The sequence below is a fragment of the Mesobacterium pallidum genome (genome assembly GCF_019966535.1).
Taxonomy (GTDB): Bacteria; Pseudomonadota; Alphaproteobacteria; order Rhodobacterales; family Rhodobacteraceae; genus Mesobacterium; species Mesobacterium pallidum.
In genome coordinates, this window is record NZ_JAIMID010000009.1 from 30,988 (window position 1) to 45,546 (window position 14,559).

Here is a 14,559-nt window from a genome sequence, read left to right on the forward strand (position 1 = left end):
GTCGCACCCTAACCAGGAGTCCGACCGGATGCCTTCCGCATGTATCTTCGATCCCGAGGGGCTGCGCCTCAACGCCTCCGAACGCGCGCTGTACCGTGACCTCGACCCCTGGGGGTTCATCCTGTTCGCGCGCAATATCGACAGCCCCGATCAGGTCCATGCCCTGACCTCCGAGCTGCGCGAGGTGGTCGGGCGCGACGCGGTGATCACCGTGGACCAGGAAGGAGGGCGGGTGCAGCGCCTGCGCGCGCCGCATTGGCGCGAATGGACCCCGCCGCTGGATTTCGTGCGCACCGCCGGCGAGAACGCCGTTCGGGCGATGGAGATCCGCTATCGCCTGATCGCGGCCGAGTTGCGGGCCGTCGGCATCGACAGCAATTGTGCACCCACGGCCGACCTTCTGCGCCCCGAGACCCATGAATTTCTGCAAAACCGCACCTATGGCAAGCGCGTCGGCATCGTGACCGAACGGGCCGCCGCCGCCGCGCGCGGGATGCTCGAGGGTGGCGTGCTGCCGGTGCTGAAGCACATCCCCGGCCATGGCCGCGCCACGCAGGACAGCCACAAGTCGCTGCCGCGGGTCCGCGCCGCGCTGGAACAGCTCGACCGCAGCGATTTCGCGCCTTTTGCGGCGCTGGCAGAGCTGCCGATGGGCATGACCGCCCATATCGTCTTTGAAGAGGTCGACGACCGCCCGGCCACGATTTCGCCCGCCATGATCCGCATCATCCGCGAGCGCATCGGCTTCGACGGCCTCTTGATGACCGACGACCTGCGGATGGAGGCGCTTAGCGGATGCCCCGCCGGCCGGGCCGAGGCGGCGATCGCCGCCGGTTGCGATCTTGCGCTGTATTGCAACGGCTCGCTGGGCGACAAGGCGCAGGTGGCGACGGCCGCCGGCGCCATGACCGAGGCGGCGATGCGCCGCGCCAAGGCCGCGCTTGCCATGCGCCGGGACCCTGCCGCGCTTGACATTCCGGCGCTGGAAACGGAACTTGATGCGCTCATGGCAGAGCGCGTCGATGGCTGATCTATTCGAGGAAGACAAGCGCAACGCGGTCGAGGAACGCCTTGCCGCCGAGGCGCTGATCGTCGACGTCGACGGGTTCGAAGGCCCGCTTGACGTGCTGCTGATGCTGTCGCGCACGCAGAAGGTGGACCTGCGCAAGATCTCTGTCCTGCACCTGGCCGAGCAATACCTGTCCTTCGTCGAAAAGGCCAAGACGCTGCGGATCGAGCTGGCGGCCGATTACCTTGTCATGGCCGCCTGGCTGGCGTTTCTCAAGTCGCGCCTGCTGCTGCCCCCCGACCCCGAGGAAGAGGGTCCGTCGGGCGAGGAACTGGCGGCACACCTGGCCTTCCAGCTTGAACGCCTGCAAGCCATGCGCGATGCCGCCGCGCAGTTGATGGCGCGCGACCAGATGGGCCGCGACTTCTTTGCCCGCGGCCTGCCCGAGGACGTGACCCGCGTGCGCAAGGTGACCTGGTCGGCGACGTTGCTGGACCTTATGCAGGCCTATGCCCGCATCCGCACCAAGGATGAATTCCGGCCCTTCGTGCTCGACCGCGACAATGTCTTCACGATGGAGCAGGCGCTGGAGCGAATGCGCAAGATGGTGGGGTTCGCCGGCACCTGGACCGACTTGGTCAGCTACCTGCCGCAGGGCTGGGAAAAGGACCCGGTCCGCCGCCGCTCGGCCACGGCGGCGACCTTTGCCGCCTCGCTCGAGCTGGCCAAGGAAGGCAAGGTCGAGATCCGCCAGTCCGACACATTCGCGCCGATCCAGCTGCGCCGGAGGGAGAGAGGCCATGAGTGACGCGCCCGAGAACCAGACCCGCGGGGACAGCCTGTTTGCCGCGCCGCCCATGGGCGAGCAGGAGCGCATGGTCGAGGCGATCCTGTTTGCCAGCGCCGAGCCGGTGACGGTGGCCGAGCTGAACGACCGCATGCCCCATGGCTGCGACGCGGCAGAGGCGCTGGTCTACCTGCGCAAGCGCTACGAGGGGCGCGGCGTGCACATCGTGCGCGTGGGCGATGCCTGGGCGATCCGCACCGCCGCCGACCTGGGCTACCTGATGCAGAAGGAAACCGTCGAGACGCGCAAGCTGAGCCGCGCCGCGATCGAGACCCTGGCGATCATCGCCTATCACCAGCCCGTCACCCGCGCCGAGATCGAAGAGATCCGCGGCGTCAGCGTCAGCCGGGGCACTGTGGACCAGCTGCTCGAGATGGAGTGGATCCGGTTCGGCCGCCGCCGCATGACGCCTGGCCGGCCGGTGACCTTCGTGGTGACGCCGGCCTTCCTTGACCATTTCGGGCTGGAAAATGCCCGCGACTTGCCGGGCCTGAAAGAGTTGCGCGCCGCCGGTCTGCTGGAATCGCGGCCCATGGACGGGCTGCCGCTGGGCGGCGCCCAGGACGAGGACGACGACGAGGTGATCGAAGGGCAAAGCGAGCTTTTCGAGGATTGAAGTGTGGATAAAGCGCCTTGGTCCGCGAGACTTCGCCGGTCGCTGCGCGCCGGCGACGGATCGGGCGTCGCATTAACACTTTCTTAACGAAATTCCCGAAAACGTTTACGATCTTGACCATAACGGAAACTTTTTTCAGGATCGGCATGTCGGAAAGATTGTTGAACAACGGGACCAGCATTGTATCGGTGCCCGGCGATGCCGCGGGCCAGACCCGCCTGCTGCTCGAGCGGGTGGTGCGGCTGCGACACGTCCTTCTTATCATCGCCTTCGGCGCCTGGGTGGTCATGATGATGGATCACCTGGTGCCCCCTTGGGTGATCGGTGCGGACGGGGTGGCCCGTCCGCTCACTAACCCGCTGACGTTGGCCTGCGTCGCCCTTGCGCTCGGGGCCAGCGCCATGGTTCGACCCAACCGCACGGCCGAGCCGGTGGAGCTGATCCTCTGGCTCTGCGTCACCGCCATGGCGGCCCTGTTCCCGGTGTCGCCGGCGCTTGCGACGTACATGTTTCCCGCCCATGTCAGCGGTGCGACCTGTGCAAATACCGCGCTGGTCATGCTCTGCCTCGGCTGCGCCCGGCTTTGTGGTGGGCGGCTGCCGCCGCTGGCGCTGTTCGCCGCCTTGCTTGCATCGCTGCTCAGCTCGGCCGGGCTGGTCAGCCACCTGCTGCACCTCGACCTGATCTTCCGGCAATCGTCAGAGGCGACGATGGTGGCGCTGCTGGCGCTGTCGCTGGTCTCCTTGCTCGGGCATTTCCGCAAGCACCTGGTCTGGAGCCTCGTGACCCGGGGCCAGTCGGGCCGGTTCCTGCGCCTGAGCATGCTCGCCTGGGGCGTGCTGGCCCTGCTGGTGCCGGCGATGTTGAGCACCGGCATTGTCCCCATGGCACTGCTGCCGGCGGTCTACCTTGCGGTGATGGTGGCCTGGCTGGCGATCATCATGCATTTCCACGCGCGCTACGCCAGGCTGCTGTGGCAGGTCACCCATGCCCAGGGCTTTACCCTGCGCGACCGCCTGACCGGCGCCTTCACCCGGGTCGCGGCGCAGCAGGCCTTTGCCGCGGCGCCCGATCATGTGGGCCTTGGCGTGGTGATGATCGACCTCGACGATTTCAAATCCGTCAACGACCGGTTCGGCCATCCACGCGGCGATGCCGTGCTGATCGACACGGTGGCGGCGATGCGGCGCGAATTGCGGATTTCCGACCTGCTGGTGCGCTGGGGCGGGGACGAGTTCATCGCCATCCTGCAGATCGATTCGGTCACCGACCTGCTCGGCGTCGCCGACCGGCTGCGCGCAGCGGTCTCGACCGTCAGCCCCGACCCGGACGGATCGGGGCAGCTGATGGCCTCGGTCGGGGTGACCATGGCGCGTCCCGAGGTGGATCCGGAGCTGGACGCCTGGGTGGCCGAGGTGGACGCCGCGCTCTACGCGGCCAAGAACGCGGGCAAGAACCGTGTCTCGGTGGCCCCGTCGCTCAGGTCCGAGATGTTTGCCGCCCTGGTCGCGGCCGGGCAGGCCGACGCGACGCACGGCCCCCCCTGACTTTCGCGCAGGTCCTGCTAGAGTGATCGCGCAAGCAGGAGCCGGACGATGAACGCGAACCAGATCATCAACATGATCGTCAAGATGTTCATGCGACGCGCGATCAATCGCGGCGTGAACTCGGGGATGAAAGCGCTGCAAAAGCGCGGCCAGGGCCAGGACGGCCCAGGTGACGGGCAGGGGCAAGGCCAGGGCCGGCGGCCCGGCGGGCAGGGTCCGAATGCCGAGCAGCGCCAGGCCCGCGAGGCGCGGCGCAAGGCCCGGATGGCCATGCGCGCGGCGCGGCGGATCGGGCGGATGTAGGCCTCAGGCGCGGAAGTGCTTGGCCAGTTTCAGCCCCTGGCCCTGGTAGTTCGACTTCAGATCCGCGCCGTAAAGCATCTGCGGCACCTCGGCCATGCGCTCGTAGACCAGCCGGCCGACGACCTGCCCGTGTTCGAGCACGAAGGGCGCCTCGTGGCAGCGCACCTCGAGCACCCCGCGCGATCCCGTGCCGCCCGCCGCGTCATGGCCGAAGCCGGGGTCGAAAAAGCCCGCGTAATGCACCCGGAACTCGCCCACCATGGCCAGGTAAGGCGCCATCTCTGCCGCATAGGCGGGCGGGATATGCACCGCCTCGCGGCTGACGAGGATATAGAAGGCGCCGGGGTCGAGGATGATCTGGCCGCGATCGGTGCGGATGTCTTCCCAGAACTCGGCCGGGTCGTAATGCCCGATCCAGTCGAGGTCGATCACCCCGGTATGCGGTTTGGCGCGGTATCCGACCAGCGTGCCCGACGCGGGCTTCAGGTCGACCGAAAAGCCAAGCCCGTCGCTGATGACCGCCTCACCATCGACCAGCGGGGTTTCGGCATGCAAAGCGCGTAGTTCCTCGTCGCGCAGAACGGCCTGGCCGGCGCGGAAGCGAACCTGGTTCAGCCGCATGCCGGGCCGCACCAGAACGGAAAAGCTGCGCGGGCAGATCTCGGCGTAAAGCGGGCCAGTGTAGCCCGCCGAGATGCGGTCGAATTCGGTCCCGCCATCGGTGATCGTGCGCGTCAGCAGGTCGAGCCGCCCGGTCGAGCTTTTGGCGTTGGCGACCGCCTGGATGCCTTCGGGCAGGGCGAGGCTCTCCATCAGCGGGACGACGTAGACGCAGCCCTTTTCCAGCACGGCGCCTTCGGACAGGTCCACGCGGTGCATCTCGAACTCGGCCAGGCGATCCGCCACGGTGCGGCCTTCGCCCGCGAGGAAGGACGCGCGCACCCGCCAGGCGGTCGTGCCCAGCCGCAGGTCAAGGCTCGCCGGTTGCACCTGTTCGGGAGTGATCGCAGGGCTGGCCACGATCTCGCCATCGGCGATCATCTGCTGCACTTGCTGGCTTGCCAGGACGCCGGCCATGATGATCCCTCCCACGTCGCGCGCGGATCGCGCCAATGAAACGCCCGCCGCACCGGGGTCGGTGGGCGGGCGGAAAACTCTTGGTCGGGCTAGCAGGACTCGAACCTGCGACCTTCCGTCCCCCAGACGGACGCGCTACCAGGCTGCGCTATAGCCCGACTTGTCCGGGGTATTTGTCGCATTCCGGCGCCAACCGCAAGGGGCTTTTTTGACAAATTCAGAGCTGGTCCAGCTGCGCGCGCAGCCGGTCCAGAAGCGGCCCGATCTCGCGTGCCTGCGCCGGGGTCAGGGCCGTCACGCGCCCAAGCAGCGACAGGGGCGAGGGTGCGGCGGCCGCCTCTTCCAGCGCGGCCTCGGGGTCGGGATCGGCGGGGATCTCCTGGCCCAGCGGGACAGGCGCCGGCTCCGGTTCGGGTTCCGGGCCCGGTTCGGCGGTCGGCAGATCGGGCGCCGGGTCGCGGTCGAGGACGGCCGGGGCGCTGTCGCCTTCATTCGGCGCGGGGAGGGCCGGTTGGGCGGCGGTCTCTGCCTCGGGTTCGGCATCGAGGTCGCTGACAGGCCCGGCGACCGGGGTGTCGATCTCGGCCGATTGCGGCGCGTCTTCGGCGAGGGCGGCAAGGCCATCGGCATCCGGCTCGGACGGGACCGGCGCCGGGGGTTCGTTGTCGCTGTCGGTCGGCGGGGTCTCTGGTGCCCGGCTGAGGAAGGCCGGCAGCGCCCCGGTCTCGGGCATGTCCTCTGGCGCCATGGCGGGCAGGTCATCCGCCTCCGGCGCCTCGTCGGCGCGGTCCGCGACCGGGTCATCCGCTGCGGACAGAGTTTGGTCGGCCTGCGGCGCGACGTCCGACGAGCCGGCGGCGATCCCGTCGATCGCGGTCATTGGCTCGGCCGCGGGCGCCTCTGCCACGTTGGTCTCCAGTGGCGCGACGAAGTCGGTGTCGCGCGGGGTGAAGGCCCCCGCGTCGGATGGTGCCGGCGGCTCCTGGGGCAATTCGATGCCCGTCTCGGGCAGGTCGTCCGGTGTGGGCTCGACCGCGTCCGGGATCTCGGGCGTTGCCGCCACCTCGGGCATCGGCGCATCGGACACGGCCGGCGTGGTCGCTTCCGGCAGGTCGGGCCCGGGCGCGTCCGCCTCTGCGGTTTCCGAATGGCTCGGTTGCTCAGGCTCTTCGGCATCGTCGTCGAGGCTGAGGCCGATTCCGCCGGCCATGGCGCCCCAATCCGCGGCCTCGCCGGGCGCGTCGTCGGCGGCCGCGGCCACGGGCGTCTCGCCGGACTCGGACGGGTCCACCGCAGGAACGGCGGCAAAGAAGGGCGGCGGAGCAGGCGGCGCCTCGTCTGCCATGCCCCCGGTCACGGTATCCGTGGCGCTTTCGGCCGGTTCAGCCGGCTCGTCCTCGGCCGTTTGGGGCGGGGCCTCCGCCTGGGCGCCCGGCATGTCGAGCATGGAAAAGGCGGTCTCGTCCTCGACCGGTTCTTCCGTCGCCTCGGCGCTGGCCAGGGCATCTTCCTCTGCGTCGCTGTCCATCATCGCGACCAGGTCGAGCGGCGGCATGGCCTTGGCTGCGGGCTGGGTTTCCTCTGCGCCTGCCTCGGTCTGCGTCTCGGGCGCGATCCGCGACTCGGGCAGCGCGAGGTCGACGTCAGCCGGCACGGGGTCGGGATCCGTCGCCTGCTCCGGCCCAGCTGTTGCGGCGGGGGTGTCCTCCTCGGGCTCGGCCACTTCTGGTGTCTCTACCAGCTCGGCCTCGGGCACGTGCTCCTGCGCGACCGGATCGGAGGGCTTGAAGGCCACCACTTCGCCGCGCGGTTCGTCCTCGGCCAGGGGTGTCACGTCGATCGGGGTCACGTCATCGAGGCCGTCGGCGAGGTAGCCGTCAAGCGGCCGGGACAGGGACGAGACATGCTTGACGCCACGTTCGCGCAGCACCTTCTGCACGCCCTTGATCGTCATGCCGTCATCATGCAGCAGCGTCTTGATCCCGCCGATCAGCACCATGTCCTGCGGGCGGTAATAGCGCCGCCCGCCGGCGCGCTTGACCGGCTTGATCTGGGTGAACTTGCTCTCCCAGAAGCGCAGGACGTGCGCGGGCACGTCCAGCCACTCGGCCACTTCACTGATCGTGCGGAATGCCTGGGCACTCTTGCTCATGCCTGCCGGGTCCACTTGTCTTGACGGCCGGTCCCGGGGGATCAGCTCTTGTTGCCCGCGGCCACGCGCTCCTTCATCAGATGCGAAGGGCGGAAGGTCAGGACCCGGCGCGGGTTGATCGGGACCTCCTGACCGGTCTTGGGGTTGCGGCCGACGCGGGCCGCCTTGTCGCGTACGGAGAATGTCCCGAAGGACGAGATCTTGACCTGCTCGCCAGCGACCAGGGAATCGGACATGTGCTGCAACACGCTTTCGACCAGATCCGCCGATTCATTGCGCGACAGCCCGACCTCGCGGAACACGGCTTCGCTGAGGTCCATACGTGTTAGCGTCTTCCCGGACATTCGATCCATCCCCCTGGCTCTTTTCTCGCGAGAATGTGACAAGGGCATTCCCAAGTCAACATCAATGACTTGGACAATCCACTTCACGTGAGGCCGGGGGCGGTTTCCCGCAAGGCTTCGCCTATTGGGCGAATCCTACCAGCGCAGCACCACCGCGCCCCAGGCAAGACCGCCGCCGATCGCCTCGGTCACGATCAGGTCGCCCTCGCGCAGCTGGCCGCGCGACTTGGCCACCGACAGGGCCAGCGGGATCGACGCGGCCGAGGTGTTGCCGTGGTCCTGGACCGTCACGACGACCTTGTCCATCGGCAGGCCCAGCTTTTTCGCGGTGCCCTCGATGATGCGGATATTGGCCTGGTGCGGCACGATCCAGTCGAGGTCGTCGTGCCCCAGCCCGGCCTTGTCCAGCGCGCGGGTCGCAGTTTCGGCCAGCTTGACGACAGCGTGGCGGAACACCTGGTTGCCTTGCATCCGCAGGTAACCGGTGTTCTGGGTCGACACGCCCCCGTCCACGTAAAGCAGGTCGCGATACCGCCCGTCGCTGTTGAGGTCCGAGGACAAGATTCCCCGGTCATGCGATGTGCCGGTGCCCTGCCGCGCCTCGAGCACCACGGCCCCGGCGCCATCGCCGAAGAGCACGCAGGTCGACCGATCCGTCCAGTCCATGATCCGGCTGAAGGTCTCGGCCCCGATCACGATCACGCGGCTGGCCTGTTCGCTGACGATCAGCGCATTGGCCTGGGCGAGGGCAAAGACGAAACCGGCGCAGACCGCCTGCACGTCGAAGGCAAAGCCCGAGGTCATGCCCAGCTTGTCCTGCACCATGGTCGCGGCGGACGGAAAGGTCAGGTCGGCGGTCGAGGTGGCGACGATCACGGCGTCGATCTGGTCGGCGCGCAGCTCGGCATCGGCCAGCGCGGCGCGCGCGGCGGCGGCGGCCATGTCGGACGTGGTCTCGCCCTCGGCGGCGAAATGGCGCCGTTCGATCCCGGACCGGCTGCGAATCCATTCGTCGGTGGTGTCGAGCGAGGCTTCGAACTCGGAATTCGGGACGACGCGTGCGGGCAGGTAGTGCCCGACGCCCCTGACAACGGCGCGCAGTTTCATGATTCCCCTTCTTCCCGCTCTTCCGCGGAAGCTTCGCCATGGTGGGCAAGCTCGACCGCGGATGCAACCCGGGCCGCCAGTTTCTCGCGGAACCCCGATCGGGCGAGGTCATGCGCCAGTTTCACGGCCGCCGCAACGCCCATCGCGTCCGCGCCGCCATGGCTTTTCACGACCGTGCCGTTGAGGCCCAGGAAGACCCCTCCGTTCACGCGGCGCGGGTCGATCCGCTTGCGAAAGCGGTTGAGCGAGGTATAGGCCAGCAGCGCCGCGAGCCGCGACAGGGGCGAGAACTTGAACGCCTCGCGCAGCTGGTCGCCGATCATGGTGGCAGTGCCTTCACCGGTCTTGATCGCCACGTTGCCGGTAAAGCCGTCGGTGACGATCACGTCCACCTTGTCGCTGGCGATATCGCTGCCCTCGACAAAGCCGACATAGTCGAAATTGGCCGGGCCCGCGACCTTGGGGATCAGCCCATGGGCGATCTTCAGCTCGGCCCGGCCCTTGTGTTCCTCGGTCCCGACGTTCAGCAGGCCCACGCGCGGCCGGGTGAGCCCCAGCCCGTTGCGCGCGTAGGAGGCGCCCATCAGCGCGTATTGCAGAAGGTCGGTTTCATCGGCGCGGATGTCGGCGCCGACGTCCAGCATGACGTTGAAGCCTTGCGGGTTGCGCGAGGGCCAGAGCACCGCGATGGCGGGCCGCGTCACGCCCGGCAGGCGGCGCAGGCGGACCATCGATACGGCCATGAGCGCGCCGGTATTGCCGCAGCTGACGCAGACCTCGGCCTCTCCGTCGCGCACCGAATCGATGGCGCGCCACATGGAGGTGTCGCGCCCGTGCCGCATGATGTGGCTGGGCTTGTCGGTCATCTTGACCACATCCGCCACGTCGCGGATGTCGATGCGCCCCTCGAGGCCGCGCTTGGCCACCAGCGGTTCAAGCTGCGCGGCCGGGCCGTGCAGGATGAACCGGGGGCCGGGCGCCTCGGAGGCGAAACGCGCAATGCCGGCGACCACGGTCGCCGGCCCACGATCGCCACCCATGGCGTCGATGCTGATGACGGGATGCCCGCCGTTATCCGGTGTCTGGTCTGTCAGACTGGACATGATCGGGCATCAAACAGCGGCTTATGCCGCGTCTTCGTCCAGGTCGATCTCGTCGGCCTGCGCAATCACTTCGCGATCCGCGTAATGGCCGCAGGACGGGCACACATGGTGCGGACGCTTGAGCTCGCCACAGTTGGAGCACTCGTTCGGGTTCGCCCCGGACAGCGCATCATGAGCGCGGCGATTGTTGCGGCGCGACTTGGAAACCTTGTTCTGCTGGACAGCCATGTCTCAACCTCGGTGTTACGCGGGGCAGGTAGGCCGACCCCTGATGTTTCATATCCTGAAGGCGCACATATTCCGTAACGTGCCCACCTTACAAGAGCGAATTCTGATGGAGGCGCGAAAATAGAAAAACACCGCCGCTTTGCAAGTGATTCCTTGGGGCAGGGCGCGTCAGCCCCGTTCACCCCTTGTCGCCGCCGTCCAGCTTGTCGCGCAAGGCGGCAAGCCCGGCAAAGGGTTTGACGTCGTCGTCGGACATCGCCGCCTTGCCCGGCTCGGTGAAGGTCGCGTCGTCCAGCGCCGCGCCATCGGCCCGCGGATAGGGCGGCAGGGCCAGGGCCAGCGCCTCGATCATCGCCGCCTCGATGTCGATCTCGGCGCCCAGCGGCTCGAGCGTATCGTCCTCGGGCATCTCGACCTCGTCCGCGTCGCCCGGATCGGGCATGTCGCGGGTGTAACGCCGCGTCACGTCTTCCTCGATCCGCGTGGTCACGGGGATCAGGCTCACGACGCAGGGCTGCACCACCGTGGCGCCAAGATGCGCCTCGAGCTGCCAGTCGCGCTTGCCCGCGGGGCTGAGGCGGCCGGCAAAGTTCAGCTTGCGCAGGTCCGACAGGCCCAGCTCGGCCGCGATGGCCTTGAGCCTGTCCGCCCCTGGGCGCAACGCGATCTCGCGCGGGCGGTTGTCTGCCAGGTCCGAGGTCCTGATCGGTTTCATGTCGCTCGACATCCCGGCGTCCTTTCTTGATCCCATGGTCATCCTTCTGTAATCGGGATAAAAGCCGGACACGGCCAAGATCAAGGGGGCGGGAGTGCAAGCGATGAAGACCGGGCTGCGGGCTGCGATCCTGGCAAGCACGATTCTGGCGCTGTCCGCCTGTACGGCACAGTATCGGAACCACGGCTATATCCCGTCCGAGGATGACCTCGCCAACGTGATCGTCGGCGTGGACAGCCGCGACAGCGTGACCGAGACGATCGGCGCGCCCACGACGCAAAGTTTCATCGACGAGAGCGGCTATTACTACGTGCGCTCCCGCGTGCGTCATTTCGGAATGCTCGAGCCCGAGGTGATCAACCGCGAGATCGTCGCCATCACCTTCGATTCGGCCGGCACGGTGCAGAACATCGAACGCTTCGGGCTGGAAGACGGCCGCGTCGTCACCCTGTCGCGCCGCGTCACGCCGGTGCCGGGGGGCAGCCCGAGCTTCCTCAAGAAGATCCTGTCGGCCCTCGGCGGCTTCGATCCCGCCTCGGCGCTCAGCGGCAACTGATCCCGGCGAGCGCCGCGGGGGCGTCACGCCTTCGACACGCTTGCACGGCAATTTGCCCGCGACGTATCCTGCGGGCAGAGGTGCCATGATGGTCCAGCCGTTCGAAAAGGGGCGCTACCGGGCGCGGGCTGCCAGCGGCGCGGCCGACCTGGCCGCCTGCCGGGCGCTCAGGGCGCGTGCCTTCGGACATGAAAGCGACGGCGACGCCTTCGACGCGCGCTGCACCCATGTGCTGGTCGAAGAGATCGCAGGCGGGCGCCTGGTCTGTTGCTACCGCATCCTGCCGCTGGACGCCGGATGCATCGGCGACAGCTATGCCGCGCAATATTACGAGCTATCGGCGCTGTCCGATTTCCCGGGCCGGATGGTCGAGATGGGGCGATTCTGCCTTGATCCTTTCGTGCATGATCCCGACGTGCTGCGCATCGCATGGGCCGCGCTGACCCGCTACGTGGACGGAAACGGCGTCGGGCTGCTCTTTGGCTGCGCCTCGTTCCAGGGGGTGGACAAGGACCGCTACCTCGACGCGTTCGCCATGCTGCGGGCGCGGCACCTGGCGCCGACGCGATGGCTGCCCCGCGTGAAGGCGGGCGAGGTCTTTCGCTATGCCGCGCGGCTGCGGCGCAAGCCGGATGCGCGGCGCGCGATGCGGGTGATGCCGCCGCTCCTGAAGACCTACCTGATGATGGGTGGCTGGGTCAGCGACCACGCGGTGGTGGACCGCGACATGAACACGCTGCACGTCTTCACCGGGGTCGAGATCGGCGCCATCCCGGCCGCGCGCAAGCGCCTGTTGCGGGCCGTGGCCGGCCCTGCCTGATCCCATTGTGCGCCTGCGGCGCGCCGGTTTGTCAGGTATGGGGGCGCTGCCCCCGTCGCCTGCGGCGACTCCCCCGGAGTTTAATGGCAAGATGAAGGGGATCCGGGACACTGCTTTCATTATTCCTCAAATACTCCCGCCGGAGGCATCCTTTGCCGGTGTCGAAGCCGGGGGCCGACCCCTCGCGCCGGAGGCGCGGCACCAGGCCAAGCGAGGGGCCAGCCCCTCGCATTCCCCGGGATATTTATGGAAAGGTGAATGGGAGGGGCGCCGCGCAGGATTGACGGGGGCGCGGGCTGGGCTTAGCTGGCGCCCATGGCACGCGCACCTCTCCTCCAGCTTTCCGACCTGTCGCTGACCTTTGGCGGCGATCCCCTGTTCTCCGGCATCGACCTGGTCATCGGCGAGGGCGACCGCCTGGTCCTTGTCGGCCGCAATGGCTCGGGCAAGTCGACCTTGATGAAGGTGCTGGCGGGGCTGGTCGAACAGGATGCAGGGAGCCGGGTCGTCTCACCTGGCTGCAAGGTGAGCTACATGCAGCAAGACCCTGACTTGTCGGGGTTTTCGACGCTGGGCGAATTTGCGAGTTCCGAGCTGGACCTGGGCGAGATGTACAAGGTCGAACGCGCGGCCGAGGGGCTGCGCTTTGACCCGGACCGGCCGGTCGAGACCGCCTCGGGCGGAGAGCGGCGGCGCGCGGCGCTGGCCAAGCTGATGGCAGAAGAGCCCGAGCTGATGCTGCTGGACGAGCCGACCAACCACCTCGACATCAGCGCGATCCGCTGGCTGGAAAGCGAGCTGAAGGCGACGCGGGCGGCCTATGTGCTGATTTCGCACGACCGGGCGTTCCTGAATGAGCTGACGCGCGCAACCCTCTGGCTGGACAGGGGAAACCTGCGACGAGCCGAGGTGGGATTCAAGGGGTTCGAGGCCTGGCGCGACAAGATCTGGGAGGAGGAGGATTCCGCTCGGCACAAGATGGATCGCAAGATCAAGGCCGAGGCCCGCTGGGCGGTCGAGGGAATCAGCGCGCGGCGCAAGCGCAACCAGGGCCGGGTGCGCGCCTTGCAGGACCTGCGGCAGGAACGGGCGGACATGATCCGGCGCCAGGGCACGGCCGCGATGGCGCTGGATTCGGGTCCGAAGTCCGGCAAGAAGGTGATCGAAGCGGTCGGCCTGTCAAAGGCTTACGGCGACAAGCTGATCCTGCGGGATTTCTCGGTCACGGTGCAGCGTGGCGACCGGGTGGCCTTTGTCGGGCCAAACGGCGTGGGCAAGACCACGCTGCTGAAAATGCTGACCGGAGAGGAAGCGCCCGACAGCGGCACGGTCAAGCTGGGTACGAACCTGCAGATGGCGGTGTTCGACCAGGCGCGGGCGCGGCTCGATCCGGAGGCGACCCTGTGGGAAAGCCTGATCGGCGATCCCGAGATGCGGGTGTCGGGCCAGGCGGACCAGGTGATGGTGCGCGGCCAGCCCAAGCACGTGGTCGGTTACCTCAAGGAATTCCTGTTCGACGAGGCGCAGGCGCGGGCGCCGGTCCGCTCGCTGTCGGGCGGAGAGAAGGCGCGGCTGCTGCTGGCGCGGATCATGGCGCGGGAATCCAACCTGCTGGTACTGGACGAACCGACCAACGACCTGGACGTCGAGACGCTGGACCTGCTACAGGAACTGCTTGATTCCTACGACGGCACCGTGCTGCTGGTCAGCCACGACCGGGATTTCCTGGACCGCGTGGCGACCATGAGCATCGCGATGGAAGGCGATGGCAAGGCCACGCTTTATGCCGGCGGCTGGAGCGATTACCAGGCGCAGCGTGGAGGTGAAACCTCAGGGTCGGCCGACAAGGCACAGAAAGACAAGGATAAACCGGCGCCGAAACCCGAGAAGACCAAGGGCAAGGGCCTCAGCTTTACCGAAAAGCACCGGCTGGAAGAACTCCCCGCCGTGATCGAACGACTGGAGGCCGAGATCGCCAAGCTGGAGCAATTGCTGTCGGATGGCGACCTCTTTACCCGCGAGCCGGTCAAGTTCAGGAAGGCGACCGAAGCGTTGAGCGAGCGGCAGCAGAAGCTGGCCGAGGCCGAGGAAGAATGGCTGACGCTCGAGGAAAAGGCGGAAAGCGCCTGATTCCA

General features: G+C 67.8%; 15 protein-coding genes and 1 tRNA gene. 8 read left to right on the forward strand and 8 right to left on the reverse strand.

Features of this window, described 5'->3' with window-relative positions; genetic code table 11:
- The first annotated feature begins 28 nt into the window (after nucleotides 1-28).
- The 5 genes from nagZ to MF270_RS14085 all read left to right on the forward strand — a co-directional run bounded on the left by nagZ (nucleotide 29) and on the right by MF270_RS14085 (nucleotide 4,322).
- Nucleotides 29-1,030: a beta-N-acetylhexosaminidase gene (gene nagZ / locus MF270_RS14065; protein ID WP_238366536.1), complete on the forward strand. Its 1,002-nt coding sequence runs from the start codon at nucleotides 29-31 to the stop codon at nucleotides 1,028-1,030.
- Entirely contained in the window at nucleotides 1,023-1,817 is a 795-nt protein-coding gene (locus tag MF270_RS14070) for a segregation and condensation protein A (protein ID WP_238366537.1), read from the forward strand. Before nagZ ends, MF270_RS14070 begins: the two co-directional genes overlap by 8 nt.
- Nucleotides 1,810-2,472 carry an SMC-Scp complex subunit ScpB gene (scpB, locus tag MF270_RS14075; protein ID WP_238366538.1) on the forward strand — a complete coding sequence of 221 codons (663 nt, stop codon included), beginning with the start codon at nucleotides 1,810-1,812 and terminating at the stop codon, nucleotides 2,470-2,472. The genes MF270_RS14070 and scpB overlap by 8 nt, the downstream gene beginning before the upstream one ends.
- Nucleotides 2,473-2,618: 146 nt before the next feature.
- Nucleotides 2,619-4,019: a GGDEF domain-containing protein gene (locus MF270_RS14080; RefSeq protein ID WP_238366539.1), complete on the forward strand. Its 1,401-nt coding sequence runs from the start codon at nucleotides 2,619-2,621 to the stop codon at nucleotides 4,017-4,019.
- Nucleotides 4,020-4,067: 48 nt separating this feature from the next.
- Nucleotides 4,068-4,322 carry a hypothetical protein gene (locus MF270_RS14085; RefSeq protein ID WP_238366540.1) on the forward strand — a complete coding sequence of 85 codons (255 nt, stop codon included), beginning with the start codon at nucleotides 4,068-4,070 and terminating at the stop codon, nucleotides 4,320-4,322.
- 3 nt (nucleotides 4,323-4,325) lie between these two features.
- On the opposite strand, the gene MF270_RS14090 is transcribed toward MF270_RS14085, so the two are convergent.
- The 8 genes from MF270_RS14090 to MF270_RS14125 form a co-directional block, all read right to left on the reverse strand.
- Nucleotides 4,326-5,399 (reverse strand): 2'-deoxycytidine 5'-triphosphate deaminase, encoded by a 1,074-nt coding sequence (locus MF270_RS14090; RefSeq protein ID WP_238366541.1) that lies wholly within the window; start codon nucleotides 5,397-5,399, stop codon nucleotides 4,326-4,328.
- Between the two features lie 81 nt (nucleotides 5,400-5,480).
- Nucleotides 5,481-5,557, reverse strand: a tRNA-Pro gene (locus MF270_RS14095).
- A 59-nt stretch (nucleotides 5,558-5,616) separates the two neighbouring features.
- A complete protein-coding gene (locus MF270_RS14100) occupies nucleotides 5,617-7,551 on the reverse strand; it encodes a MerR family transcriptional regulator (RefSeq protein ID WP_238366542.1) in 1,935 nt (644 codons plus the stop codon).
- 41 nt (nucleotides 7,552-7,592) lie between these two features.
- A complete protein-coding gene (gene ihfA / locus MF270_RS14105; RefSeq protein WP_238366543.1) occupies nucleotides 7,593-7,895 on the reverse strand; it encodes an integration host factor subunit alpha in 303 nt (100 codons plus the stop codon).
- A gap of 135 nt (nucleotides 7,896-8,030) precedes the next feature.
- Entirely contained in the window at nucleotides 8,031-9,002 is a 972-nt protein-coding gene (locus tag MF270_RS14110) for a beta-ketoacyl-ACP synthase III (protein WP_238366544.1), read from the reverse strand.
- Nucleotides 8,999-10,105 carry a phosphate acyltransferase PlsX gene (gene plsX, locus MF270_RS14115; RefSeq protein WP_238366545.1) on the reverse strand — a complete coding sequence of 369 codons (1,107 nt, stop codon included), beginning with the start codon at nucleotides 10,103-10,105 and terminating at the stop codon, nucleotides 8,999-9,001. The genes MF270_RS14110 and plsX overlap by 4 nt, the downstream gene beginning before the upstream one ends.
- Nucleotides 10,106-10,126: 21 nt before the next feature.
- On the reverse strand, nucleotides 10,127-10,333 hold the full coding sequence (rpmF, locus tag MF270_RS14120) for a 50S ribosomal protein L32 (RefSeq protein ID WP_238366546.1): 207 nt from the start codon (nucleotides 10,331-10,333) through the stop codon (nucleotides 10,127-10,129).
- A 178-nt stretch (nucleotides 10,334-10,511) separates the two neighbouring features.
- Nucleotides 10,512-11,048, reverse strand: a complete 537-nt coding sequence (locus tag MF270_RS14125) for a YceD family protein (protein ID WP_238366547.1) — start codon at nucleotides 11,046-11,048, stop codon at nucleotides 10,512-10,514.
- A gap of 103 nt (nucleotides 11,049-11,151) precedes the next feature.
- Here MF270_RS14125 and MF270_RS14130 point away from each other — a divergent pair, with 103 nt between their 5' ends.
- The 3 genes from MF270_RS14130 (at nucleotide 11,152) to MF270_RS14140 (ending at nucleotide 14,554) form a co-directional block, all read left to right on the forward strand.
- On the forward strand, nucleotides 11,152-11,604 hold the full coding sequence (locus MF270_RS14130; protein WP_238366548.1) for an outer membrane protein assembly factor BamE: 453 nt from the start codon (nucleotides 11,152-11,154) through the stop codon (nucleotides 11,602-11,604).
- Nucleotides 11,605-11,692: 88 nt separating this feature from the next.
- Complete coding sequence (locus tag MF270_RS14135) at nucleotides 11,693-12,424, forward strand: GNAT family N-acetyltransferase (RefSeq protein ID WP_238366549.1); 732 nt, start codon at nucleotides 11,693-11,695, stop codon at nucleotides 12,422-12,424.
- Between the two features lie 315 nt (nucleotides 12,425-12,739).
- Nucleotides 12,740-14,554 (forward strand): ABC-F family ATP-binding cassette domain-containing protein, encoded by a 1,815-nt coding sequence (locus MF270_RS14140; protein WP_238366550.1) that lies wholly within the window; start codon nucleotides 12,740-12,742, stop codon nucleotides 14,552-14,554.
- The last annotated feature ends 5 nt before the right edge of the window (nucleotides 14,555-14,559 follow it).